Genomic DNA, 26,123 nt, shown 5'->3' with positions numbered 1-26,123 from the left:
GGTTGACCCTGCATCGGTTGACCCTGCATCGGTTGACCCTGCATCGGTTGGCCCTGCATCGGTTGGCCCTGCATTGGCTGCCCCTGCATCGGTTGACCCTGCATCGGTTGACCCTGCATCGGTTGACCCTGCATCGGTTGACCCTGCATCGGTTGCTGCTGCATCGGTTGCTGCTGCATCGGTTGCTGCTGCATCGGTTGACCCTGCATCGGTTGCTGCTGCATCGGCTGCTGCTGCATTGGCTGCTGCTGCATCGGCTGCTGCTGCATCGGCTGCTGCTGCATCGGCTGCTGCTGCATCGGCTGCTGCTGCATCGGCTGCTGCTGCATCGGCTGCTGCTGCATCGGCTGCTGCTGCATCGGCTGCTGCTGCATCGGCTGCTGCTGCATCGGCTGCTGCTGCATTGGCTGCTGCTGCATCGGCTGCTGCTGCATTGGCTGCTGCTGCATTGGCTGGTACATCGATGGCTGGTACATCGATGGCTGGTACATCGATGGCTGGTACATCGATGGCTGGTACATCGATGGCTGGTACATCGATGGCTGGTACATCGATGGCTGGTACATCGACGGCTGGTACATCGACGGCTGGTACATCGACGGCTGGTACATCGACGGCTGGTACATCGACGGCTGGTACATCGACGGCTGGTACATCGATGGCTGGTACATCGACGGCTGCTGCTGCATTGGCTGCTGCTGCATCGGTTGCTGCTGCATCGGTTGCTGCTGCATCGGTTGCTGCTGCATCGGTTGCTGCTGCATCGGCTGCTGCTGCATCGGCTGCTGCTGCATCGGCTGCTGCTGCATCGGCTGCTGCATTGTGGGCTCTTGTTGCTCCATCGACGGTTGCTGCATCGTAGGCTGCGGCTGCTCCTCGGGCTCCCCGTCATCACCTGGGTCAAGTGGATTTCTTGGCCAGTCTTCGGCGCCAACTTCCCCATCGTCGTCGTTCACCTCATCACCGTCCTTCATTCCGCCGAGGTCGGTGTCCTCCATCAAGGGATGGGTGTGATTGTTCAGCTCGTCAATATTGACGAGTCCGTCGTCGTCCGGATCTCCCTGTGGATCCTGCAACCAAGGATTGACCTCCCAGGTATCGGGAAGCCCATCTCCGTCCGCATCGCCCGAATCGTCAGAGGGGTCGAGGGGATTGGTAGGCGTGGTGGAATTCACTTCATCACCATCTCTCACGCCACTGTAGTCGCTGTCTCTCAACAGGGGATTGGTGGCGTACTGTAACTCCTGGACATTTGTCAGTCCGTCACCGTCTGGATCCGCCGCAGGATCACTCAGCACAACATTCCACTCCCAACTGTCGGGAATGCCATTTGTGTTCGCATCGTCACCGACAAGCGCGCCAGGTCCAAGCCTTAGTTTTCCCCAGGCTTTCATAGGAGCCGCCCCGCCCGGACCACCTTGTGGCGGCGGCGCCCCGCCTCCACCCACACTTGACGTAGCCATGACATCATGGAGTGCTTCCGGTCTATTATCACTGGGCCACTTGGTCACCCACGTCTGGAATCCCACCTTCCCGCGTTTGATGCTCAATGTCTTCACGGACTCGCGAAGCTGCACTCCATCATACATCCCGTCGCCATCGGTATCCCGCTCGCGAGGATTCGTGCCGGACCACACATGTTCATGGAGATTCAGCAAGCCGTCACCGTCTGAGTCCACCAAGGCATCATCTGGGTCAGTCGGATCCAGGTTGAAAATCACTTCCCAGTCATCGGGCATGCCATCCTGGTCGGCATCAATCCATTTGATGGGATTGAACCAATTGATGCTGGCGGGATCCGGGGAATAGTGAATCGCCTCCACTGCATTGGGCAGCCCATCCTTGTCTGGATCGAGCGTTTCTTCCCCGGGCACCAGCGGATTCATCTTAAACTGGACCTCGAATCCATCCGGTAGCGAATCACCATCGGTGTCTGGATTTTGGGGATTGGTGCCGCGAATTGCCTCCTGCGAGTCCTTCAAGCCGTCGCGGTCCGCATCATTGGCATAAATGGTCGCCTGAAGCTCGGTCAAAAGATCGGCAAAACTTTGTTCCACATCGTCCACCCCATCCTCGTCACTGTCTGCCGAGTCCGGATCGGTGCCGAACAGAACTTCCGTTAGATTTGTCAGTCCATCATCATCTGCGTCACCATCCGCATCATCAGGATCTGTGGGTTCAAATCCAAAAAAGATCTCCCAATCGTCAGGCATCCCATCCTCATCTTCGTCCTTTGTGACGAATGGATTTGTATCGACGAGCGATTCCTGCCAATTCGATAGACGGTCGCGATCATAGTCGAGTTCATCCACGCCCTCATCATTGACAAGAGGCGAGAATCCCCATTTGACCTCCCAACCATCATCCAACCAATCAGCGTCGCTATCGCGGTCATTGGGATCAGTCCCCAACTGATGCTCGATCGCGTTCGACAGCCCATCCCCATCTGGATCGCCATCACTATCATCTGAACCGACATTGAACCCATGTTCCAGTTCCCAGCGGTCACCAAGGCGATCGCTATCAGTGTCAGCCTCCCGAGGATCTTCACCAGACAGCCACTCTGCCCAGTTCGGCTTCCCATCATTGTCCCAGTCCAGAGGATCCGAAATGGAAGGCGAAGTCACCCCATTGATCACATTTGCGCCAATTGAAATGCCATCCAGCGCGCTATCTGCATCTTCATCCGCCTGTCGCGGATTCATATTCCTGGCAGCTTCCTCACTATTGAGGATCCAGTCGCCATCACTGTCTTCACCACCGTCCCTCGGGTCCAACGGATTCAGCCCCCAATAGTACTCAAAAACATCCGTCATCCCATCCCGGTCCCGATCGTAGCGCAGGTGGAAGTCGCCCACCAGGCTTGTCCCCGTTTCGAATTCAGAAAGGTTGGAGACGCCATCCCCGTCCAGATCCCCCGCCGCATCCAGCGCCGAGAAGGGATTCATTCCCAGAAAGTTCTCCACCCGGTCAGGAATGCCGTCTTGGTCAGAATCGCGCGTGTCCACTGCCAGACCATCCGCGACGTCTGGGTGCATGCTTTTTTGCACCGCCGGATTGGTCCAATAGATATAAATCTCCTCACTATCACTCAAATTGTCGTCATCCGTGTCGGTAAACAGAGGATTGGAATTGTAGAGGTTCACCTCATCACCATCCGTCACTCCATCTCCATCGGTGTCTGGATTTGTCGGCGAAAGCCCCAGAGTCTGCTCCTCGCCGAGTGACAGTCCATCAAAGTCTGTGTCGCCGTTGGGACCACCTGCATATGGTGTCTGCGCAACATGATAGACTCCGTAGTCAGGTGTGCCCGGAGTTGTTTCTGCAACATTCGGGTCCAAGCTGGCCCAACCCTCAATTTCGTTAGCCAGCCCATCACCGTCCGTGTCCCAGGTGGACACTGCAGGCACCCCAGCTCCGAAAAAGTCAACATAGTCAGATCCTCCCTGGCCGTCAGAATCCGCCACATTCGGGTCTGTGTGCGTGAACCTGATCTCGTCATAATCTGTAATAAGGTCCTGATCCGAGTCCACCAGAAGGGGATTCGTCCCGAATTGCCCGGTTTCCTCGATATCAGTGAGTCCATCACCATCTCCATCAAACCACTCAGGAAGCGAGGGAGGAGGCTCCGGATCCTCATCCACTGCGAAACTGGCCGGCAGCGGTCCCAGCATCTGGACGGAGAATGCAACAATCTGTATCCAGCCAGCCAAGGGAGACCGAAACGTCGATAGTCGAAGCATGGGATTCATTTTGGGCATTGATTAATGGTCGTTTTTTCACACATTTGTCAAAGATTAGCCGTGAGGTCGAGCAAAAAAAGAATTTACCAGGTAAATTTTTTCCACTACATCTCCACTATGCGTGATCCAGAAGTGACAAAAATAGACAGACCCCCGCACCTCATGTGGGCCTGGGGATTTTTCATTTTCATCAGCCTCCGGGTTATTGCAGCAAGTGTCGTACTAGGCTGTGGAGGACGACTGCCCTGGACGGATGCACGCAACTCCATTGACTATGAATGTCGGCTCGCAGGACTTTTTACAACACGGGCCAAGTCCTGGTTGCAAGACCGTGTGTTCGTCACTTTTCGCGATGGTTCGCGACATGAACTGCCACTGAAAACTTTTTCGGAAATCAATGTGTTCGGCGATCGAAGCAGACTCGACCGCATGATTGTGGAATCCTATGGCCCCGCCGCACCAGGCGTACAGCGACGCCTTGCCCAATGGATTGCCAGTTCCTACCCTCCCCAGGACGTAGTTCGTGTGGAGTTCGGCAGAACACGTTGGATGATCGGGGTCCCAGAGCTTGCCACTCCCCAGGGAGCATGGGAATTCCGAACGAGACCCACACGAGACCCCAACACCAGTATCCTTTCTACACACAATTTTGCCAACCGGTCAGGATCACTGGCTGCAGGCAGATCCGGCAACTTTGGCGCACCGGTTCGCGATAGCCCTCCCGCCAAAGGTGTGACTACCAATCCTGCACAACGCACAAACACTCCACGTCGCCCGACCCTTGCGAGGAACAAGCCACTCCAAAATCCAGCCACATCTCAATCTTCAGACTCAACCCCGCAAGCCGACCCACCAAAGTTTCGCAATGTCGCCCCCTCACCGACACTCAAAGTGCTCGACTTCTCAGGCGCCACCATCACCGACAATGATCTCCAGGCCCTTTCCCAAGTGCCCAACTTGGAAGAAGTCGATCTCTCAAACTCAAAGGTCACGGCCAAGGGGCTCAAACGCCTTTTGATTCTACGCAATCTCAAAACGATACGCATCGAGGGCACTTCCATCACAAAGGAAGCTCTTGCCGCCTTCTGGAAACAGCATGCCAATCTCTATCAGTCCGGCACAACATCTGCCACCCCCCTTCCTGCCGTTTCATCAAATCCTGCATTGGACGAACTTGCTAAAAAGCCATGACTGATTTCGACCCCGTCTCCACACCCGCCGGTCCGCACCCTGGCAGTGCATCCGGAAAAAATGCCGCGCCAGTCTCTTCCGGGCCAGAGACCGCACTCCGCCGCTTGGCCAGAAAGTCAGAGTGGTTTCTTATAGGACCGGTGGACTGCGCCAAGGTGGACGCTTTCGCATGGTTGTTCACAGCATCGTTCCTCCTCTGGATGCTGCATCACTTCTCTCACCCTCTCGAATGGCTCACGGAAAAGGGGTTCCATCTCAATAGTGAAGACCTGCGCCTGATGAACTACCCGGCTGCCTTTCCGTTGCTGAATGAATGGATGGTGCCTTTTTTTGGAGTCTTGCTCTTTGGTAGCATCGCCCTGTTTCTCGCAGGACTTCGGAACCGCCTCCTGCTGATTGGGCTGTTCTTGCTCGCTCTCTATGTACAGAGAGTGGACTACATGGCGTCCTTTACGCTGAACAAAATATACGTCATCGTCTATTTCATGTTGGCGGCCGCCCCTCCGCGATCATCACTTTCAGCAAACTCAGCCACGACACAGAGCGCCGCGCTGTTGCGCTTGCTGCAAGGATTCTTGCTTGTCCTATACTTTACCGCCGGCCTTTCCAAACTCCTGCCAGGTGACTGGACAAATCACTCCGATGTTTTGTGGACCCACGTCCAGGGCGTCTATAGGACAGATTTCGCTGCCTGGACACTCAGAACCATGCCTCCAGTGTTCTGGACAGTCATGCAATACCTGGCCCTGGGCTTCGAATTGTTCGCCCCTTTCTTCTTTTGCATCAGGAAAATCAGAATCCCAGTCATTCTTTCCGGGCTGATGTTCCATATCGTTATTGCCTTGCTCATGCGGGAGCTGGTGTACTTCAGCCTGCAGATGATCGCATTCTATCTACTGTTTGTTCCCCAGTCTTGGATAAACAGGGTTTCTTTTCTGTATCGGGAAAGAAGTCCAAAGGAGATTTGGGGGAAGATTCGACGCCTGGCGCGCTGATTTCAGGCAGCATTCCTCTTTCCGGAAAATCCCCAACCTTGATTCATGCACTACTTTGGCTCGATCCAACCAGACCACAGGGTGGCCGAAGTTCCCTCATGTGGCTGTGACTTCTGATTTCGTGAATGACGCCATTGCAAGCCGGCCACCCCAGAGAATAATCTCATTGTTGCGTCGAATATTTCTCCAGCTTGATTTTGTGCAAACTAAATTCCTGCGGTGCCGCATGTCGCTTGAGTCATGGGAAAGCGCCTCTCAGCTGTAGCTACAACCAGTTGGTCGATAGGACATCGAAATTTCGCACTTGTCTTTTACCATTGAGTTTTGTTAAAAAGACGAACAGGCCGAAACATTAACACCTCTTCCAGCCATGCAAGTCTGCTTGAAACTGCGGTCCACTCTCCAGCTGGGGCTGCTAGTTGCCCTAGCCATCCCCCTCTGCGCTCCCGCACAAACCGAACCTGCCAGCAGAGTTTGGACGAATCAGAAAGGGCAGATGATCAAGGCGACATTCGTTAGCGCCACCGAGAGTGCAGTGGTTCTGCAATTGGAAAACGGCAGCCAGTCTTCCATCCCCGTTGCGACGCTGTCCACGCCAGACCAACTCTTCATCAAGAGCCTAAGCCGAAAAGAAGGCGCCGAACCAGTTGGCGCCACACCTCGCGTCAGTCCATCTGCCGCACCCGCTCCGGTGGGCCCGCTGACCTGGCCTGCAAGCGTCAACATCAATCCCAAAGCTCTTGTCATCACTGAAGGGGCTCAGAAAGTTGAGGAGAGAAAGTTCCACTATCAGTCGGGCTCCTTCGGTTTTGTATCCACTGCGCCTCTAACTCCTGCAGTGCTCAGGGAGGTGGCGTCGGATTTCGAACTGGTCCGCGCCTTCTTTTACCAGGTCCCCTGGGGATGGCAGCCAAGACCAGAAAAGGGCACTCATTTCCTCGTCCATCTGGCCGAGACCGACGATGATTTTATTGCTCTCGGCGGAAATGACTCCTCGGCCGGAGGATCCAAGGACGACTACATTTTCAGCAAGTTCACTGCATTGGGATTGAAGAAAGTGGGGCCGAGATATGCCTACGACTCTCGAGAGAAAAATGAAGGGGCGGTCATCGGGTTGACAACCCGCCTCTTGTTGGGCGAGATGAGAAGTCTGACATACCCATGGTCCGATCTTGGCCTGGAGGAATTTGTCCGCACGGTGGCCCATCATGATGGAGGCCTTGGATTTGTAGGCGTAGAGAGTGCGCTTAAACAAAGAATTCAAGAACAGTCAACGCTTGGCGTGGAGCTCGATTCCGGTCGTTTGATCACCTACCTTAGGACGCCAAAAGATGCCCTGCGCACCGATGTGAAGCAGATGCGCAGGCAAAACTACTTTGATGGCATGCTGTTGGTTTACTACTTCGGCTATCTGGACGGGGACGGCCGTGGCACGGCACTTCACTCCTACTACAGGAACATCGCCCAGGAAGCACTCGGTTGGCGCGCCTTCCGCGACACCAAGGGTCAGACGCCACGGCCTCGCGACCGGAACTCCGGCTCCTACGACGAATGGGCTCTTGAACACCTCAATAAGCTTCTGGCCGGTCGCACAGATGCCCAGTTGCGTGCAGATCTCGTTACAAAATACCGATCGCTAAACGTGAAGTTCGAGAAGTAGGCATCCCTACCTTCCAAATAGCCACACGAGTGACGCTTCCGTCCCCAGCTCCCAAAACCCTCCCTAGACCCATCTCCGGGGTGCCAACCTACCGATGACACGTCCAGGGCTTGGCGTTGATGCTGAAGGGAACGTCTTTCTTCTTGTCGTTGTCCGGACGGGCTTTCACCTGGAAGAGGGGGAGAATGGGTTTTCCACCGGAGTCTTTGACGACAGGATAGGTCTCCCCTTTCTTTTCAATGAGGAGCCAGGCTCCAAAGAGATTGCCGGGGAATTCTCCGACAAGGATGTCGAGATCGATGATCTGGTCCTTTTTGCATTCAAACCAGTCGCCGCGCTTCATGACGCCAGCCCAGCAGGGAATCCGCTCCTTGGGCGACGGCTCCACCCAGTGACTGTGATCTGTCATCCCGCTGAAGTGCGAGACCAGCACCGTGCGACCGTTCACCCCCACCGCCAGGACGTCGTCGGCCACGCCCACGAAGCGATAAGTACCGTCCTCAGGCGGTGACACCTGTCCCTTATAGATCACAAACCAGCTGGAAGGCCGCACCACGTTCTCCAGGTGAAAGGCCTGCGGAGCTGCCGCTGCCTTCATGGTGGGGATGAGCACCTCCGTCGCATAAACAGGTTTCGTGCCACGGAAAAACCGGCTCAAGACATTTTCATCCCAACCGCTGTCCAAAAATTCGCCCAAGGTTTTCAGGTAGTCATTGGGCAGGTTCTCCCGCTTCTGCGTCTGCTTCAAGTCATAGAAGATGCCGATCATGGCACCGTCGGTCTTCTCGGATGAACCAAACGCCGCCGGCCCCAACTCTTGCGCGACAACCCCCGGCACAGCCAGCGGCATCAAGGAAATAAGGACAAGGAGAAGGACGCTTTTCATGCGGTGGCAATTCCGATTAAACCACAGAGGCACAGATAACTTCAAAAATTAGGAATGATGAATTAGAGATTAGAAATTCATCAGTGTAACAGCACCACATCCGATGGATGCGAGCTCCAATTCATAATTCATAATTCAACATTCCTAATTTCACTTGTGTTGTTTCCACAACTCCCCTGCCTTCTCGAAAGGCGGTGACCTGCCATCGTCCTTGCCGGGAATATTCTGTTTGGCCAGTTGAAACACCGGAAGCACGAGCTTACCGTGGCGGTCCTTGCCATAGGTCACACCCTGTTTCTGGAAAAGCAGGAAGGCGCCGAACTCACCGCCCGGGCGCTCGCCCACCAGCACATCAAGATCGATGGGCTCATCCTTCTTCATCGGGATCCAGTCGCCATACACGAGATTGCCGTTGAAGGCATTCGCCCCCTCTTGTGGATCGGTGGATTTCCAGATGCTTTTCATCTCCATGTCGGGGCGGGCACCAATGCACACCGTCTTGTTGTTCACGGCCACCGCCAGCACATCATCGGCATAACCAACGAACCGGTAGGTGCCGTCCTCCGGAGGCGAGACCTGTCCCTTGTAGTGGATGACCCAGGCAGAGGGACGCATCACGTTGTCCACGCCATAGGCCTTGGGAGCCACGTTGGCCGAGATCTGCGGAATGAAGATCTGGGTGGAGTAGAGCGGCCGGGTGATGCGGAAGAAACGGTTCAGCACCAGCTCATCCCAGCCCTTCTGAAGGAACTCTTTGATGACATCAGGATACTCGCCCGCAGAGACATTGGACGGCTTGCGCGCCTGTGTCTGTTTGAGGTCGTAGATGATCGCGATCAGCCCGGCAGCATCCTTCTCCTTGCTGCCAAAGAGGATCTCATCCTCCTCTGCCGCCCGGGAGATGACGCAACAGCCCAGGACAAGCAAGACGGAAAGATAGCGCAAGAGTTGTTTCATAAATGCGCTGCTGTCAGGGCGTGGGCACCTGGCCATCTGCCAGATTGCGAATGTACTGCTGGACCAGCGCCTCGTACTCGGGAGAGACCTTTTCCTGCTTGAGCAGATCCAGGGCATCCCGCTGGCCACCACGCAGCTTCGAGATCGCGGAGAAGTCCGAAACCTCTGACCTGCTTTCCATGAACTCGCCCCGAGAGTTCGCATTCTTGGAAGATGAAGGCTGGCTCTTCCCCTGCTGCTGGCCTGGTTTGGCCGCGTTCTGGGCCATCTTTTGATCCTCAGCCGCCTGCTGGGCAGCCAGTTGCGCGGCCGCCTCTTGCAGGCCAGCCAGGGCTTGGTCCGCATTCTGCAACGCTTCTGCTGTCTTCTCCGCCACCTTTTCCGATGGCAGAGCCTGCGGAGTGTTCTTGTCTAATCCTGCTTTGGCTTCACCGGCGTTCTCCTTGCCCTCTTGCAGAGCCTCGCCCACGCTCTTGGGCACAGGGCTGGTCAATGCTGCGGCCATCTGGTTGGCCTTGTCAAAGGCCTCCGCCGCTTTGCCGAGGCGCTCCTGCACCTGCTCCGCAGGGGTGCCCTGCTCCATCTGTCGCTGGGCGAGCTGCACCTGACTGCGGGCATTCATCACTTCATTCACCGCAGATGCCAGGGCTTGTTGGGCAGTGTCCTGCTGGGACTGCAGCATCGCTTCAGCCTGCGCCTGCAACTGCTCACCGGCAGCGTTGAGTTGATCCGCCACCTGCTGCTGCGTTTCGCCGAGCTTCGCCTTCTGGTCTGCCTGAGCCAGCATGTTCTGCTGCTTGAGTTGCTCGGAGGCTGACTGCGAACCCTTCGCCGCCTCAGCCGTCTTGGCTCCTGCAGCCTGATTGAGCTTGGCGGCTTCCGCCTGAGCCTGCTGGATTTGATCCGACAAGGCGGCCTGCTTCTGTTGCAGATCCGCCTGAGCCTCTCCACCAGCAGCTTCCTCCGCCGCCTCGGCCAGCTGCTCCTGCTGCTGGGCCAGCGACTTGAGCTTCTCCGCCGCGGCGGCCGCCTGCTCCGCCATTTGAGCCGCATCCGCTTGCTGGGCCCGGGCTTCTGCCAGGGCTTGAGCCTTGTCTTGCAGCGCCTTGCTGGCTGACTGCAACTGCTCCGACACCTTCTTCTGGGCATCGGCCACCTGCGGTTTATTCTCCGGGGTATCGAGGAAATTCTGCTGCCCGAGCATCTCTTCCGCCCGGTTGGATTCCTTGGCGGCTTCTTGCGTCTTCTGGCCAGCCTCCGGACTCAGGTTTTCAATCGCCTGCTGCGCGGACTCCACCTGGGCCACGAGTTGGTCCTGCTGCTTCTTCAGTTCCTCCTGTTTGGCCCCGTTGGCCTCCGCCGTCTCCTTGGCCAGGTTGTCCTGTTGTTTGGCCAGATCCTGGAGTTTCTCCGCCAGCGCACGGGCCTGACGCTCCGGCTGCGAGGCATCGTTTTCGGCAATCTGTTTCGCCTGGGCTGTGAGATTCTCCGCCAGGGCCTCCATCTTGTCCGCGAGCGCCTGCTGAGTGTCTGCCACCTCCGCCACCTGGTCGGCCTTGGACAGCAGATCCTTGGTGTCCAGCTTCTCAGAAAGCTGGTCGGAAGTTTCCTCGATCTTTTTCGCCTCGTTGACGGCCTGTTGATCGAGCTTCTCCAGCGCCTTTCTGGCCAGTTCCATCTGGTCGGAGAGCTTCTCCTGCTCCTTCTTCAAACTCTGCTGGTCGGCCGTCTGGGCCTTTGGCGTGGATTGGGCAAGACGCTCCTGCTGGGCCGCCATCTGACGCAGGTCCTTCGCCAGCTCCTGCAACTGCTGCTCCTTGGGCTTCCGCGCATCCAGGTTTTCCATCACCGCCATGAGCCCTTCGTGAATGCGATCCTCGACGTGCGCAGCCTCGTTCAGATTGCGCTGAAGCTTCTCCACCGCCTCACGAGGCAGGTTTTCCAGCCCCCGTCCTTTGGCGGTGTTGAGCGCCTCCCGAAAAGCATCTCGCGAGGGGCTCGCATGATTGGCCAGGCGGTCCAGCGACTCCTTCATGAGGCGCAACTCCTCCTGCAGACCAGTCTGTTCTGACTTCGTGAGCGCCAGGGCGCCCGCTTGCTCCGCCGGCAATTCTTCAGGCCGGTGATTCTGCTTCGCCAGCCGCTCGGTCTCGCGTTGATTGGTCTTCTGCCGCAGGGCCAGCGCACGCAGGCGCTCCCGCAGGGTGGCTTCATCACGCTGAAGCAACAAGCGGTCCGCCATGGCGCGCAGTTGGGCCTGGATGGTCTTCTGCCCCGTGCTGGCAGAGACCAGTCGGGACTTTGTTTGATCCACCTGATCCTGACGGCTGGCTTCCCGCAACAGGCGCACCACCTCAGGCATGTTCTTCTCCGCCACACCGTCCAGCTGGCCCAGCACGTCCTTCAGCTCGCCATGCTCGCTCTTGGTGAACTGGTACTGCCCCAGCTCTCCCAGCACCTCCAGCATCTCCACCTCCTGTCGGCGCGTTTCCAGCCGCAATTGCTCCTGGGACACGCTGTGCTGGTAGGCAGCCGTGCGAGGCGGCAGGGTGGTCTGCGCCAGCAGAGTGCCCGTGAGGCAGCAGGGCAGGACGAACGCAGTGGCCAGGGCGGGATGCGGTTTCATGGCGTTCAAAGTGGGGATTAATACGGGGTGGCAGCTGGCTTTCCTACGGGAGCTGGCTAGCGGATGGACTGGTCCGTCTTCTCATTGGTGGCCCGCTGCATGTCATAGAGCTTCTCAATGGCGCGAGCGCGTTCACCCAGGAGTTCCAGCAGCTCCAGGCGCTTCTGTTCCTCGGTCACGATGTCGATGAGCTTCTCGATGCTCTTGGAAACGGAAGGTCCGGTCACCGTGTTGTTGTCCTCCACCTCCATCCAGCAGGTCACCCGGCACCCCGGAGTGAGTGGTGGCACCATGCGGCCGAGGTCCCACTCCAGCTTGTGCATGAAGGCTTTTTCGCCCTCTGGGAACTCCACCTCCACGCTGCCCTTTTCTGTGGCCTCGCTCAACTCGCTCAGGCCGGGCCGGAAAATGCGGTACTGCAGGACCAGCCGCTTCAACCCATAGTCATCCGTCACACGAAACGCCAGCGGCACCTTGTCCCGGGGCAACAAACTCAAACGGTCCTTCTTCGGCTGCAGCAGCGCCACCATCGGAGGCTGGTCCGTCACGATCTCCACCCGGTACACCGGATCATTCACGGACGGGGTGCCATCCGCGCTCTTGAGGTGCAGGCTCAGCCCGGTCCAGCCACGGGCCGGCACCGGGAGCTCAACCGTCAGGGCCGTCCGATCTTCACCCGTGACAGTCAGCGCTCGCGACTCCCCTCCTGTTATTTCAAGAACCGCCGATTCCAATGGCAGAGTCGCCGCTGCCTCCAGACGCAGCTTGGAACCGTTCAGCAGCCGCAAGGCCGATGGAGCCATGCGCGTCTCTGGCAGCCCCGTGTAGGCAGGATAGATCTGGGTGAAGCGGATCTCCTTTAACGCGGGTGGGATCACCACCGTCACCCGGTGCTCCGGACCGACGCCGTCATTCAGCTCAAACCGGTACTGGAACGAGCCCCGCACATTTTTGACTACGTGGGTAAAGACGGCGGCCTCTTCAGCGGAAGCCGTCACTTCCACCACATCCTGCTGGCCGCCGGGGTAACTCACCACCAGCCGTCCCATCGATGGGATGCGCCCTTCCGCCCGCGCACTCAGCCGCGCATCCATACCCGGATCCAGGCGCAAATCCCCGGTGAGCGAGACGACGGCGGTATCACCCGGCAACGCCACGCTGGAGAGGAACAGCCGCTGCACCAACAGCGTAGAGAGAGGCCGCTGCGTCAGCCAGAGCCCGCCCGCCACCACCAGCACCGCCAGCAAGCCCCACGCCCACCGCTTCACCCCGTCAGCACGAAACAGCTCCCCCGCCAGATCGGACCGTCCGACCTCTTCAGACACATCGCTCAGCATCTGCGCCACAAGCGCCCGGGACTGGGGAGCGGTTTCCATCTGGGCCTGCGGAGAGGTCAGCTCCACCGCGGAAATCAACGACGAGCGGAACTGCGGGCGCAACCCCTCCACCAGTTGAGCTGCCTGCCGCCGGGAGCGCAAACGCATCAGCGGGCGCAGGGCGAGGAAATAAAGTGCGACGACCGCGGTCACCACCTCCAGCCCCAACAGGGAGCGACGCACCGGCAGGGACAGATCGAGATGCCGGTCCACCCAGGCCTGAATCACCCACAGCAGCATGAGTACCGCCAGCACCAACAACGGCCCCACCGCTGCCTGCAACCCTGCCTCCCGCCAGCGCACGCGGTCCAGCATGCGACCGATGTCCGCGGGCAGCTCGGGCCGGCTGGCAGCAGTGGGTCGTTGCGGTGCGGTTTCAGTGCTCATTCGGAAAGGACAGCATTCAACATTACTTGAGGCGGCTCAGGCGTCGCAGGAGCCATTCTCCAAACAGGAAAGCCAGCAGCGCCGTGAGGAACCAGCCGGAGTGATAGAGATCCAGTTTCTTAAATGACGTCACGGTGGCCGCACGTGATGCCACCAGATCCGGCAGTGTGTGCAGGTCCTCCTCCCGGACGAACTTCCCACCACCCGCATCTGCCATGGCCTTCAGCAGCTTGTCGTTCAGCGCGGTTTGCGACTGCTCCAGGCGGGCGTCCAACACCTCGAAACTCACAATGCCATCCGGGTCGCGCTGCGTCACATAGGTGTAGAGGCCGGGCTTTTCCGCCACGAAATCCCCACGGAAGGCATTCCGCTCCGTGGCATGCAGGCTGAAGGGCTGCTGCCCCTCCGCCCCCTCCACTTTCAGCATCCCATCCAGGGAGGGCTGGATGAGCGGGCTGAATCCTTCCGTGTAGGCATTGCCGCTGATCACCACCCGGTCGCCCACCACGTACTGCTTGCGATCGCTCTTCAACTGCGTGAGCGGGGAGGCGCCCTCCAGCAGTTGCAGGGAGAGCGTCTGCATGATTTGCCCCCAAAGGACGGAGTAGTACTTTTCCCCCGTGCGGCTCCGCCAGCGGTAAGTTTCATCGGTCCCAAAGTACACGCTCCGGCCCGCGCCATAGCCTTGCATGGCAAACACCGGCAGCTGACCGTAGCGGCCTTCACGATCCGGCCGGGTATCGACCAATAACACTTCCGCGCCTGTCTTCACACGGGACACCGGGGCCGTCCACCGCACTCCGGGGAAGCGGCTCCAGATTTCCTGGCTCACTTCAGGATTGGGGTCCATCTGCAGGTAGGCAGACTCCCGGCCCGGACGGGTGAGCTCCAGCTTGAAAGGCTCCGACGCACGCTGCCGCACCCACTCACGCGGTGATACGGTGTCCGGCACCACCGGCAGCAAAGGTTCCAGCGGCGTGCCCACGTAGGACCTGGGGTTGTGATTCGAGCCTGTCAGGAAGATGATGCCACCCCCTGCCTCCACCCACTCGGCAATGATCTCCATGCGCTGCTGACCCAGCGATTCCGGGTTCACATCGCCCAGGATGATCACGTGAGATTTGAAGAACGTCTCGCGGTCCTCCGGCAGCTTCGGCAGGAAGGGCGACCCCGGTGCCTGTTCCAGGCCGGGTTCACCGTCGATCATGACACACTTCACCTCCAGACGCGGATCACGCTGCAGGTAATCGAGGAGATAACGGAAATCCCACCGCGGCTCCTGCTCGATGAGCAGCACCTGGAATTTCGTATCCGTCACCCGCATCGTATTGGCCGCCACGTTGTTTCCCTTCCCTGCCTCACCGGGCAGCAGCGGCACCGAGACTTCCAGCTTCAGCTCGCCAGCCGTCCGCGGGATGAAGTGAAACACAACTTCCAGATCGCGATCACCACCAAGTGTGAGCTCCTGTTCATCCACTGTCTCGCCATTGGCCTTCAGTACGGCCACCACCCGCTGCTCAGGCAGGCTCTGGGAAAGCACGTGCGCCTTCACCTCCGTACGCTCCCCGGCAAAGGCGAGCTTCTGTGCATGCACCTCCTTCACCAGGAGATCCAGCGGCGAGGTCACCCCCAGCCCGTAGATGAACAAAGGCACCTTCTGCTCCAGGGCGATCTGCGAGGCCTCGATGGCCGAGGTGCCAGTGTTGTTTCCACCATCCGTGAGCAGGAGCACGCCTACCGGGGCCTGGGCCCGCGGCTCTTGCAGCACCTGTCTAAGGGACTCGCCAATCGCTGTGGCCTGCTCCTGCGGCTTGAGCCGGCTGAAGAAAGCCGATGCCCCGGCTGTGCCCAGACGCCCCTCCTCCATGGCAGGCGGCTGCGCGGGGGCGAAGGCCGAGCGTCCGAACTGGTAGAACTGAAGATCCGCCTGTTCGGAAAGCCGCTGCCAGAGCGCCAGGCGGTCATTGCCCGCCAGTTTCTGCAGCAGGTCCCACCGGCTCACCTCACCCAGTTCAGCAGCCGCACTTGGTGGCAGGCTCTGCCCCAGACCGCCTTCAGGTGAAGCCATGCCGGTGGCGATGGCCGCACGCTGCAGGTCTTCACGCTGCTGGCGTTGATCAGGAAACTGCATGCTCTCCGAGGAATCCACCAGCACCAGCAGGGGCTGCCGCACCCGCTCCTTCAAAGAGAGCCGCAGCACCGGGCGCGCCAGCAGCAGACAGAGCACCAGCGCCGCCAGCACGCGCAGCATCACCATGGCCACACGCCGCCCCATGCCCACACCCGATGACCAGCGGGCATAGGCCCAGATGCAACCCACCGCCAGCACCAGGAACAATGCGGCAGCCAGCCCGGGTGATATGCCCTCGAACCCCAGCGCCCACTGCGGAGCAGATGCGGCCAGGGCCATGTCAAAACTGGGGAAAGGGAAACTCATGCAGATCGGGCCCGGCTGAGGCGATGGGCAAAAAAGGCTTCTAGCAGGAAAAAGGCTCCGACCAGCCACATCAGCAGGGTCCAGAACTCCTGCTTCACCACGAGTTGTGTGTCGGGCACCGGCGTTTCGGGAGCCCACGTGACGGTGAGCGCCGTCTTGATCTTCTCCTGGTCCACCAGCCGCAGATCCGACTCCGGTGCCGCCATCTGCACGGCAAACATCGCCGCCGGCTCGCCGGCCACGGTCACCCGATAGGCGCCCGCACGGTCCGTGCCCGCATAGCGGAGGAAAGAGCCACCGTCATCCGACACCACCCGCCCGGCGGGCCGCGGTTCGTGGAAACCAGGGCCCTGCACTGCGAACTCCCTGCCGTCCCACTCGGCGGCGACGGGTTTGCGAAACGTGTCCCCAGGAGCCAGCACCAGACGCGACTCATTCTTTCGGTTGAAGTGGCCCATGAGCCGCTGCAGATACGGCACAAAGGCCGGGTGCAGCGGGAGATTGTTCCAGTCCGGCGTGGCCGTGCTGTTGAAGAGCACCACGTTCCCCTCACCAAAGCCCCACTCCACCACCGAGGGCTCGTTGTTCACCAGCCGGCTGATCACACGTGGTTCGCTCGTCGGCACCTTTTCCTCCTCCGCTGCCGTTGGCGATGCAGACTTTTCCGGAGCCTCCGTCTGGGGAGTCTTGAGCTTGAGAGGGAAGTATCGATGAAACTTGATGCCGCCCAGATTTCCCTGGGCGCTGTCATTCCAAAACGCGGTCACCGGGTGAGTGAGCCCGCTGGACTGCCACGCCACCGGGGGGCGGCCCGGATCATCAGCAGCGGGAGCTTCCAGCGCGGCCGGCAGCAGATCCCAGAACGCGGCATTGGCCTGCCATTCCTCCACAAAGGTCCGCGGGCCGGGAAACACCACCAGGTTCCCTCCGCTCTTCACGAACTGGCGCAGCGCACTGGTGACGCTGGCCGACACGGGCCCCAGATTGCAGAGAAACACCGCCTGCGTGGCGAGGTTGTTTTCATTCTGCAACTCCGCGACCAGACTGGCGGGACTCACAAACTCCGCCCCCAGATAGTAGCGCGCCGCCCGCTCCCGCGCGGTGGGCACCAGGGCGTTGGCCAGGAAATAACCATCCCGGTCCATGGCCGGGCCGGCGTGATCCTCCTCCACGATGAGCACATTCATCTGTGCCGCCACTTCGATGGCAGCCGTCCGCGTGTTGTCCGCAGTCAGGGTATCCGCAGGAATGGCCGCCGCCACCGAGTGATAGCCCGCCTCAGGAAAGGTCAACACCAGGCCCACCGCCTGTGTGCCACCGGGCGCAATCTGGGGGATCATGGCCTCCGCCGCCGGAGCGCCACCGTCCAGTGCCAGGGTCACCCGCACGTTCTCCGCCGGGGCAGCCCCGAAGTTGGCCACCTCCACCAGGAACCGGCAGGGCTGCCGCACAGCAGGCATGCCACCCTCGGCCTTCAAGGAAACAACCGCCAGGTTGCCCGCAGACGCGCCACCGATCCATACCGGCTTGATCAGCACGTCCGGATGCGCCTCCGCCACGCGGTGCAGCTCCTCAGACTTCAGCCAGGCCGTGGCCTGACCATCCGTGTACACATGCACCTCCCGCGGCAGGCCAGACACTCCCTGCAGGGCCTCACACGCCAGCCGGATGCCCTGCACCAGTTCGCTGCCCCGGTCCGTCACCTCCGCCTGGTCCAGCAGGCTGCGGATCAAAGCGAACTGGGGCTCCGGCCGGGCCATGAGCGACTCCGTGCGGTTCGAGACCAAAAACAACGCCGCCATGGAGCCGCTTTCATGCTCGTCCAGCCAGGAGCGGATCGACTTGCGGGCCTGGTCAAACCGCGTCTCCGCCCCCGTGCTCTGGGCCATGCTGGCAGAGTGGTCCAGCAGGATCACCGCCGCCACTGGCCCCTTCTCATCGCTCCCTGCGGCAGGCGGCCCTTTCAGCACCGGCTGGGCAAAGGCGAGCACCGCCAGCACCACCAGCAGGCAGCGGAGCAGCAGCAAAAACAGATCCTCCAGCCGCACCCGCCGCTCGTTGCGCCGCACACTGATTTCCAAGAACCGCATGGCCGCCCAGTCCGTCGTCCGGGCGCGGAAGCGGTTCATGAGGTGCATCAGCACCGGCAGGGAAACCGCCGCGAGCCCGGCGAGCATGAGGGGAGCGAGGAAACTCATGGGCGCAGGTTACTTCCTCCTCCTCACCGAGCTGCGAAAGGCCAGGTACCCGCTCAGCGTCTCTGCCACGCTCCGGCTCGTGTCCACCAGCACGTAGTGGGCCTGAAAGCGGTCACAGGCACTCTTGATCCGGTCGCGGAAGGCCTGGAAGTTCTTCAAGTAAGACTCCCTGAAATCGGCCGGGGACGTCTGGATCTCATCGGCCCCTTCCAAATTCCGAAAGCGCCAGGTGCCGTCAAAGGGGAAGGTCAGCTCATGGGGATCCAGCACGTGGAAGACCACCAGTTCCTGGCCGCTGTAGGAGAGCTTTTCCATGCCCTTGAAAAACGCCTCTTCATCATCAAAGAGATCGCTGAAGATCATGGCGATCCCACGCCGGCGGGCCTCTGCGGCCACTTGGTCCAGGGCCACGCCCAGGCTGGTTTCCTTGGACCCTTGAAATCGCGCCAGCCGGTCCAGGATCAGCGGCAGACGTTGCAGGCTGTCCGTGCGGCGCAGGTATTCCCTCACCTCACGATCGACCAGCGCCAGCGCCACCGCGTCCCGCTGGTGAAGGATCACATAGGCCATGCAGGCCGCCAAAACCTTGGCGTACTCCAGCTTGCTGAGCCGCCGGCTGCCATCTGCCGCCGGGGAGTGATAGTTCATGGAGGCACTGCCATCCACCACCAGATGGGTGATGAAGTTCGTGTCCTGCTCGTACTGCTTGATGTAATAGCGGTCCGTGCGGCCCAGGATTTTCCAGTCGAGGTGCCGCGTGTCATCGCCAGCGGTGTATTCCCGGTGCTGGGCAAACTCGATGGCAAAGCCATGGTAGGGAGAGCGATGCTCCCCCACGCGATAGCCCTCGACGATGCGCCGGGCCATGAGCCCCAGCGACTCACCCTGCGATACCGCCTCCGCATCCAGCAGCTCCCGGCTCATGCAAAGTAAAAAAAGATCAGGCCTCGTGTTTGGGAGTCTCCGCGAGCACCTTGGCAATCACCACGTCCGGCGTGATGCCCTCGCTCTGCGCGGAGAAGTTCGGTGCAATGCGATGCCGCAGGATGGAGGGGGCCACGGCCGCGACGTTCTCACACCCGGCGTACACCTGACCGTTGATCACTGCATGCGCCTTGGCAGCCGTGATCAGTCCCAGGCTGGCGCGGGGCCCAGCCCCAAAGGTAAGGTACTTGCTGCAGAAAGGCAGAGCCCCTTCTTCCTTCGGGCGCGTGCTGCGCACCAACTGGCGGGCATACCGGAAGACATGGTCCGCCACCGGGATGGCTTTGATGACGTTCTGCACCCGGGTGATGGTGTCCCCGTCCAGCACGGCCTGAGGCTTCTCTGTCTGAACCCCTGAACCACGCTTCATCACTTCCAGCTCCTCTTCCTCGGTGGGATAGCCCACATGAATGAGGAACAAAAAGCGGTCCAGCTGCGCCTCTGGCAGCGGGTAAGTGCCTTCCTGTTCCAGAGGGTTCTGCGTGGCCAGCACAAAGAACGGTTGGGGCAGCGGGCGGGTCACGCCCCCCACGGTCACACGACGCTCCTGCATCGCTTCCAGCATGGCCGCCTGCGTCTTGGGCGGTGTGCGGTTGATCTCGTCTGCCAGGATGATGTTGGCAAAGAGCGGTCCTTCCAGGAACTTGAACTGCTTGCTCCCGCTGGCCTGATCCTGGTAGATCACCTCCGTACCGGTGATGTCACTCGGCATCAGATCCGGCGTGAACTGAATGCGGCGGAAGGAAAGGTGCAGTGTCTCCGCCAGAGTGGAGATGAGCAGCGTCTTCGCCAGGCCGGGCACGCCCACCAGCAGGGCATGACTACGGGTGAAGATGGAGATGAGGATCTCCTCCACCACCTTGGTCTGGCCGACGATCACCTTCGCCAGCTCCTTCTGAATGGCCGCGTAGATCTCGCGGCATTCCTTTACCGCTTCGGGCGTGATCACCTCCGCCGCCTGTTCAGTTGCCAGTTCTTGGGGAGAGGGGCCGGGGCGGTTGGACATGCTGGAGGTCAGGATGGCGTTGGATTCATGAATACGCATTTTCGAATCAGTTTTGATCACATGATTATCGATTCCTGAACCATCCGTCCATCCTTCTCCCCAAGTGAATCCTTTAGACCCCATAGGACAATGGAGACATTGGAAACCTCCCGGCCCCGAATTGCAGGCTTCGCCCGTCTTTCTCAGAATATCGGTCGCTCCCATCCAAGCCCCCTCAAGCTGTTTGTTCCCATCGGCATTGCGCGTGCCGCTGACGGGCAGACCATCGTGAGGGACCGGGGCGACTCCCCCACGCCAATGCCCGCCCTCTCCACTTCTGCTTTTCGCTTCACCCGCGTCCGCGCCTTCCGCCACGTCATCCCCCTGCTGGCCTTTCCCTTGCTGTGCCACTGGGGTCCTTGGGCACAGGCCGCTGACTTCTACTGGGATGGCGATCCCGCCACCTCCGGAGCTCAATATGGGAGCACAACGGGCGTCTGGACTTCCACCGGCTCTCCCAGCAACTGGAATACCACCGAGGCCGGTGGCAGCAACATTGCCTGGGTGAACGCCACCAACAGCATCGCCCGGTTTGGCTCCGCCACCAGCGGCACCGTCCCCACCCCCGCGACGCTGACACTCTCCCTGGGGGAGAATATCACCCTGCAAGGCATCGACATGGGTGGCAGCTACAAGACCACGGTCACCATCACCAATGACGCGGGCAACAACTACACGCTCAACTTCGGCACCGCCAACGGGCAGATCAAACCCAACGCCGCCTCCCTCGCCCTGACCATCGATGTGGTGATGCAGGGCACCAACGGCATCACCAAGACCAACAACGGAACCGCCATCCTCACCCAGAACAACACCTACAGCGGCGGCACCACGATCTCCGCGGGCACGCTCCAGATCGGCAATGGCGGCACGACCGGAAGCCTGGGCTCCGGTGACGTCACGGTGGCAACCGGCACCACGCTTCGGTTTAATCGAAGTGACGACATCGTGGTGGCCAACAAGATCACGGGGCTGGGCACGCTCGTGCATGCTGCCGCCTCCACCCTGACTCTTGGCAATTCCGCCAACAGTGTGGGCCGACTCAGCCTCACGGCCGCCGGCACCGTGGAGATCCTGGGCAACACCCTTGGCATCGGAGTGGATGGCGGCAGTGGCATCCAGCTCACGACGGCAGGCGTGACCGCCAACATCAACGGCACGGGTGGCGGCAAGATCGCCATCAACGGCGAGGGCATGGACATCGGGGCCGTCAATACCAGCACACTCAACATCAATGTCGCCCTCGTGAACGGTACCGGCAGCAGCGTGGACATCAGCGGCGGCACTGTGGTCTTCACCGCGGCGAACACCTACACCGGTGCCACCAGGGTGAATGCCGGCACCCTCCGGCTCAAGAGCGCCACCAGTCCCGCCGTGCAGGGTGACATCACGGTGGCCGCCGGTGCCAGCCTCATCATTGACGCCACTGTCAGCAACCAGATCGCAGACGGGGCCTCCGTGGTGGTGAATGGCACCTTCAACTCCTCGAACCGTCTGGACACCTTCGCCAATCTGACCATCGACACCAATTCGACTTCCACCTTCAGCAATCTGACCATCACCGGGACGCTCACTGTCACGAAAGGAATTCATGATGCCCTCAACAGCAGCGCTGTATTGAACAGCCACACCACCGTGCTCGGCGGGGGCAGCACGCTGCAACTGGGTGCCAACTCGGGGAACAGCATCTGGACTATGGGCGCAGGCGGCCTCACCATGACGGGCACCACCATCAAGTTCGGCAATCTGGGCGCGGCAGGGCGCATCGCCCAGGTCAACCTCGGCGGGGACGTCACCGCCTCCGGCACCAACGCCTTCACCGTGGGCTCGACTGCGGTGACCGCGAACGTGGATCTACAGGGGGCGACGCGCACCTTCAACATCACAGATGGCATCACCACCATCACGCCCATCATCCAGGGTGCCAACGACAGCGGGATCACCAAGACCGGTGCGGGCACGCTCGTACTTCACGGCACCAACACCTACACGGGAAAGACCACCATCAGCGGCGGCACGCTCTCATTGGCTCTTGATGCCATCACCGGCCGCACTGGCAGCGTCAATGCCAGCCCCTGGATCCAGGTGGACGCGGGGGCCACGCTCAATGTGGCCGATCTTGCCGCTGGCGGCACGGGAAGTTATACCCTCACCAACCAGGTGTTCTCCGGCTCCGGCACGGTGAGTGGCAAGCTGGTCGTCGGCAGCGGCTCCACCCTCAGACCGGGAGGCAGCAGCAATGCCGCCCTCTCCGCCATTGCCAGCGCGGGAGACCAGACGGGCACCCTGACCACGGGCGATCTCACCCTCACCGGTGGTGCCACCGCCCTCACCCCACGCCTGCTGCTCAATCTGGCGGGCACCTCATCGAGGGCGGGCAATCCCATGGATGCCGCCCAGGTCACCGCCTTCTCCACCGCCTCCAGCGGCGGCCAGTATGACAGCGTGGTCGTCAGCGGCACCCTCACGCTGGATGCAGGCAGCACCATCACGGTAGAATTTGCCCCGGGGTACAAGGCCCAGTGGGGCGACGTCTTCAATCTCGTGGACTGGTCGGTGCTCAATCTCAACGCCGACGGCACCGGCGGATCCTTCACCCTCACAGATCTGGTTGTTCCCACGAACCTGGACAACGGCTGGTATTTCGCCACCGACCAGTTCCTGAGCCACGGCATCATCTACGTCGTCCCTGAGCCGTCCCGGGCCCTCCTGCTGGTGGGGGGATGCCTCGGCCTGTTCCTGCCCCGAAGAAGGCGTCGGGCACTGAACAACTGAAGCAGAAAATCCACCAAGGCTGTTCAGGGCCCTTCTGCATCTCGCAACACGCTTATGAAACGCCGCATGCTCCCCTACCTGCTGCCAGTCTGCCTCGTCGGCAGTTTCACCGCCCTCAACGCCAACCCTCCTCCGGAGCCGCCTCCTCCTGGCACCCCTGTTGCCGAGGCCCCGCCCAAGCGAGCGACAGAGACCCGACCCCTGGAGAGTTACCAGCAAATCCTCGCTACCCTGCCTGCAAGCCCTCCCGTGAAAGAGGCGCAAAATTGGACACAGGACGAGAAGGATGCCGCTAACAGCATCTTCAAGGAAGTGCTGGTGACGCCCCAGGCCACCGCCCGGTTCAAGGTGCATGTCGGCCAGATCGCCCGCTGGCCCGGGCCCACGCTCTTCGTGGAGGTGCCCAACAACGAAGGCTACCACATTCGCATCTTTGGCGGTTTTACCGAGGAGTGGGATGCCCGGCTCAAGCAGCTCAAAAAAGGCGATGAAGTCATCATGGAAGGCACCTTTTCCCATGTGGCGTTTGAAGATGTCTGGAAGGCCCCCTCGCTGTCCATCGGCCTCACGAACTCCTCCTTTGTCTTGAGTCCGGCGGCAAAGACCCGCCACACCGATGTTCTCATCATCTCCGCGGTATTCGGTTCCGGTGCCCGCTTTGCGGATGTCACCGCCCGGGTGAATGGGCTGGTGCACCAGCCGGAGGTCGCCTTCCTCGCCAACCCGAAATGGCTGGAGACTGACCCCCATCCTGGCCGCAAAAAGACGCTGGTCATTGTCTATGACTTCAAGGGAAAACGACACGTCTTCTCCACCGGTGAAGACGTTCGGGTGAACGCGGAAACCCTCGCCCACCACGCAGACCAGGCATCGGCTTCGACGACCCCAACGCTGGCATCCCCGACGGACGAGCCCTGACCTCGCCAAGATCTGCCGCCCAATCCGCAAGCGGCAGGCATCGCCCAGGGGGGCGTTGAGGTAGGATGTTCATGTCAGAGGACGAGGTCCCTCCCAGCCTCTGGCGCCACCCCTCCTCTATTGCCATGAACACGTCCCCTGAGTTCACCTTCGACGAAACCTCTTTCGACATCGAAGACAGCGGCGACCTCCTCGGCCTGGCCCGCAGCTTGATCAATGGCCAACATCCCGGCATCCTCGCCACTACGGACGCCAGCGGCCAGCCGCAGATGCGCTGGATGTCCACCCTCTCTTTTGGCGACTTCCCCGTCTTCCACACCCTGACCGCTGCGAACGCGCGCAAGGTGGACCAGATCCGGAACAATCCTCGGGTGAGCTGGATGTTCTTCAACAAAGATCTCAGCCTGACCCTCCATCTCAGCGGCCAGGCGAGCATCATTGACGACCCCGCCACGCTCAAGCACATCTGGCGCTCTGTGGAGGACAAGACGCACACTTATTTCCTCAACGAATACTCCCACCGCCCCGGCTTCGTCGCCATCGAGACCACGGTGGAGTCCATCGAATGCAGCTCCCCTGCCAGCGGCCTCAGGGTGGAGGTCCCTGCGTCTGATCTGTGCCTGGAGCCGGCCACCCCGATGCGGGCGACGACTTGAGTTCGAGGTTTTGACGCAACCGGAGCGCGTAGTACAACGGAGCATGGTGCTGCAGGGTCAGCGCCGTGCCTGTGAGCTTGTCACGAAACAGGGCAGTCAGTTCCTCCGCGAGAGACACTGGGGGCCCGGAGGCCTCCCCATCCCCCACATGCAGACGCCCGTCTGCATCGATCCAATGACGGACACCCACGTGCGCGTAGCGTGACCAACCGGTGGGGAGCGTCAGCCGCAGCCCAAACAGAGGCACCTCTGTGACCAGGTCCGCCTGGTGCACAAAACGATGGCAGGGGGCCACAATCCCGCGGCTGAAGCCCTCGTCCCCCACCAGTGGCGAACCGTAGGTGTACACTCCTGAAACCCGCTCCGCCCAGCGTTGGGCCGCCAGGGAGGCCAGTGCCCCGCCCAGACTGTGCCCCGTGACCCACAGAGCACGCCCAGGATGCTCGTGGCGTAGTTGCTCGACCACAGCACTCAGAGGCTGCCACACTTGGTCCAGCGCCGCCTTGAAGCCCTCGTGCACCTCCCCGCCGTGACCGCTGGCCACCATCCCGGTACGCGCGTCCGTCAGCCAGTCCGCCATGACCGCACCAAAGGCAGCGGGCCTACCCGGCCAAAACACCTGGGTGCCACGAAAGGTGACAATGATCGCGTCTTCACCTGCCGCTACCACCACCCTGGAACTGCGGCCATCCAGCGCCAGCACCTGACGAAAACCCGCCCGACCCCAGACGCTCTCCAGATAGTCCCCCTCCGGGTCATACGCGAGCAGGGACGCATCAGCCAGCCAGGAGGCATTCACCAGACTGAAGTTCCTGGCCGCCGGCTGAAAGGGATGGGCCTCCCGACAGGAAAAAAACGCCGCGTGTCGACACGGCGGGTACAGATTCTCAGGCGTGGCTTCTGGCAGCACTGCCAGGATGGGACCGGCATCCATTCCTACCACGGTCGCATCAATGGCAATGCCGGGCAAGTCCGCACGACACTGCACTGGCGATACAATCCCCTCATTTTCAACACCCAGTTGGCAAAATGCGGCACCTGACGAAAAACCGCGCAACCCACTCCCGGGTTTTATGTTGAAGCTGAGACGCAGACGCAATATCTGCAAATTGGCAGCCTCGACTCCCCATCGCGGGACTGCCGGTACCACTGGCACACGCCAGGCCACAACCACATGAAACAACGACACCTCCTTTACACTTCGGCCTTTGCGCTGTTGGGCCTCCCCGCCCTGGCGCAGAGCACGTCCCCTGCGCCCGCCGCCGGGGCCACGGAACTTGAAACTGTCA

15 protein-coding genes and 1 pseudogene are annotated in these 26,123 nt (G+C 60.6%); 6 read left to right on the top strand and 10 right to left on the bottom strand.

The window, feature by feature from the left end:
• Positions 1–3,752, bottom strand: a pseudogene (locus BV034_RS04780) (hypothetical protein); the annotation flags it as partial.
• 108 nt (positions 3,753–3,860) lie between these two features.
• On the opposite strand from BV034_RS04780, the gene BV034_RS35660 reads away from it, so the two are divergent.
• The 3 genes from BV034_RS35660 (at position 3,861) to BV034_RS04765 (ending at position 7,589) form a co-directional block, all read left to right on the top strand.
• Entirely contained in the window at positions 3,861–4,934 is a 1,074-nt protein-coding gene (locus BV034_RS35660; RefSeq protein ID WP_265592629.1) for a leucine-rich repeat domain-containing protein, read from the top strand.
• Positions 4,931–5,929: an HTTM domain-containing protein gene (locus tag BV034_RS04770; RefSeq protein WP_081887576.1), complete on the top strand. Its 999-nt coding sequence runs from the start codon at positions 4,931–4,933 to the stop codon at positions 5,927–5,929. Before BV034_RS35660 ends, BV034_RS04770 begins: the two co-directional genes overlap by 4 nt.
• A gap of 496 nt (positions 5,930–6,425) precedes the next feature.
• Positions 6,426–7,589, top strand: coding sequence for a hypothetical protein (locus BV034_RS04765; RefSeq protein ID WP_050024651.1), 1,164 nt, complete (start codon positions 6,426–6,428; stop codon positions 7,587–7,589).
• An 88-nt stretch (positions 7,590–7,677) separates the two neighbouring features.
• Here the strand turns inward: BV034_RS04765 and BV034_RS04760 are convergent, their stop codons facing one another.
• The 8 genes from BV034_RS04760 to BV034_RS04725 all read right to left on the bottom strand — a co-directional run bounded on the left by BV034_RS04760 (position 7,678) and on the right by BV034_RS04725 (position 20,485).
• Positions 7,678–8,475: a hypothetical protein gene (locus BV034_RS04760; RefSeq protein ID WP_050024649.1), complete on the bottom strand. Its 798-nt coding sequence runs from the start codon at positions 8,473–8,475 to the stop codon at positions 7,678–7,680.
• A gap of 150 nt (positions 8,476–8,625) precedes the next feature.
• Entirely contained in the window at positions 8,626–9,432 is an 807-nt protein-coding gene (locus tag BV034_RS04755) for a hypothetical protein (protein ID WP_050024647.1), read from the bottom strand.
• A 13-nt stretch (positions 9,433–9,445) separates the two neighbouring features.
• Positions 9,446–12,058, bottom strand: coding sequence for a hypothetical protein (locus BV034_RS04750; protein ID WP_050024644.1), 2,613 nt, complete (start codon positions 12,056–12,058; stop codon positions 9,446–9,448).
• 56 nt (positions 12,059–12,114) lie between these two features.
• Positions 12,115–13,821, bottom strand: coding sequence for a DUF4175 family protein (locus BV034_RS04745; RefSeq protein ID WP_050024634.1), 1,707 nt, complete (start codon positions 13,819–13,821; stop codon positions 12,115–12,117).
• 22 nt (positions 13,822–13,843) lie between these two features.
• Positions 13,844–16,258, bottom strand: a complete 2,415-nt coding sequence (locus BV034_RS04740; protein ID WP_050024632.1) for a hypothetical protein — start codon at positions 16,256–16,258, stop codon at positions 13,844–13,846.
• A complete protein-coding gene (locus BV034_RS04735) occupies positions 16,255–18,456 on the bottom strand; it encodes a BatA domain-containing protein (protein WP_081887575.1) in 2,202 nt (733 codons plus the stop codon). The genes BV034_RS04740 and BV034_RS04735 overlap by 4 nt, the downstream gene beginning before the upstream one ends.
• A gap of 9 nt (positions 18,457–18,465) precedes the next feature.
• On the bottom strand, positions 18,466–19,380 hold the full coding sequence (locus BV034_RS04730; RefSeq protein ID WP_050024629.1) for a DUF58 domain-containing protein: 915 nt from the start codon (positions 19,378–19,380) through the stop codon (positions 18,466–18,468).
• 16 nt (positions 19,381–19,396) lie between these two features.
• A complete protein-coding gene (locus tag BV034_RS04725) occupies positions 19,397–20,485 on the bottom strand; it encodes a MoxR family ATPase (RefSeq protein WP_265592628.1) in 1,089 nt (362 codons plus the stop codon).
• A gap of 90 nt (positions 20,486–20,575) precedes the next feature.
• Between BV034_RS04725 and BV034_RS04720 the strand changes: the two genes are divergently transcribed.
• From BV034_RS04720 to BV034_RS04710, 3 genes are all read left to right on the top strand, one after another.
• Positions 20,576–23,260: an autotransporter-associated beta strand repeat-containing protein gene (locus tag BV034_RS04720; RefSeq protein ID WP_050024627.1), complete on the top strand. Its 2,685-nt coding sequence runs from the start codon at positions 20,576–20,578 to the stop codon at positions 23,258–23,260.
• A gap of 54 nt (positions 23,261–23,314) precedes the next feature.
• Positions 23,315–24,178: a hypothetical protein gene (locus tag BV034_RS04715; RefSeq protein ID WP_050024625.1), complete on the top strand. Its 864-nt coding sequence runs from the start codon at positions 23,315–23,317 to the stop codon at positions 24,176–24,178.
• A gap of 125 nt (positions 24,179–24,303) precedes the next feature.
• Positions 24,304–24,834, top strand: a complete 531-nt coding sequence (locus BV034_RS04710; RefSeq protein WP_050024624.1) for a pyridoxamine 5'-phosphate oxidase family protein — start codon at positions 24,304–24,306, stop codon at positions 24,832–24,834.
• Here BV034_RS04710 and BV034_RS04705 read toward each other — a convergent pair.
• Entirely contained in the window at positions 24,767–25,804 is a 1,038-nt protein-coding gene (locus BV034_RS04705; protein WP_265592627.1) for a lipase family protein, read from the bottom strand. The genes BV034_RS04710 and BV034_RS04705 overlap by 68 nt on opposite strands.
• Positions 25,805–26,123 lie beyond the last annotated feature (319 nt).

Origin of the sequence: Verrucomicrobium sp. BvORR034, from assembly GCF_000739635.1 — a bacterium.
In the GTDB taxonomy this organism is placed as follows: Bacteria; Verrucomicrobiota; Verrucomicrobiia; order Verrucomicrobiales; family Verrucomicrobiaceae; genus Verrucomicrobium.
This window is presented reverse-complemented; position numbering and strand designations above follow the sequence as displayed.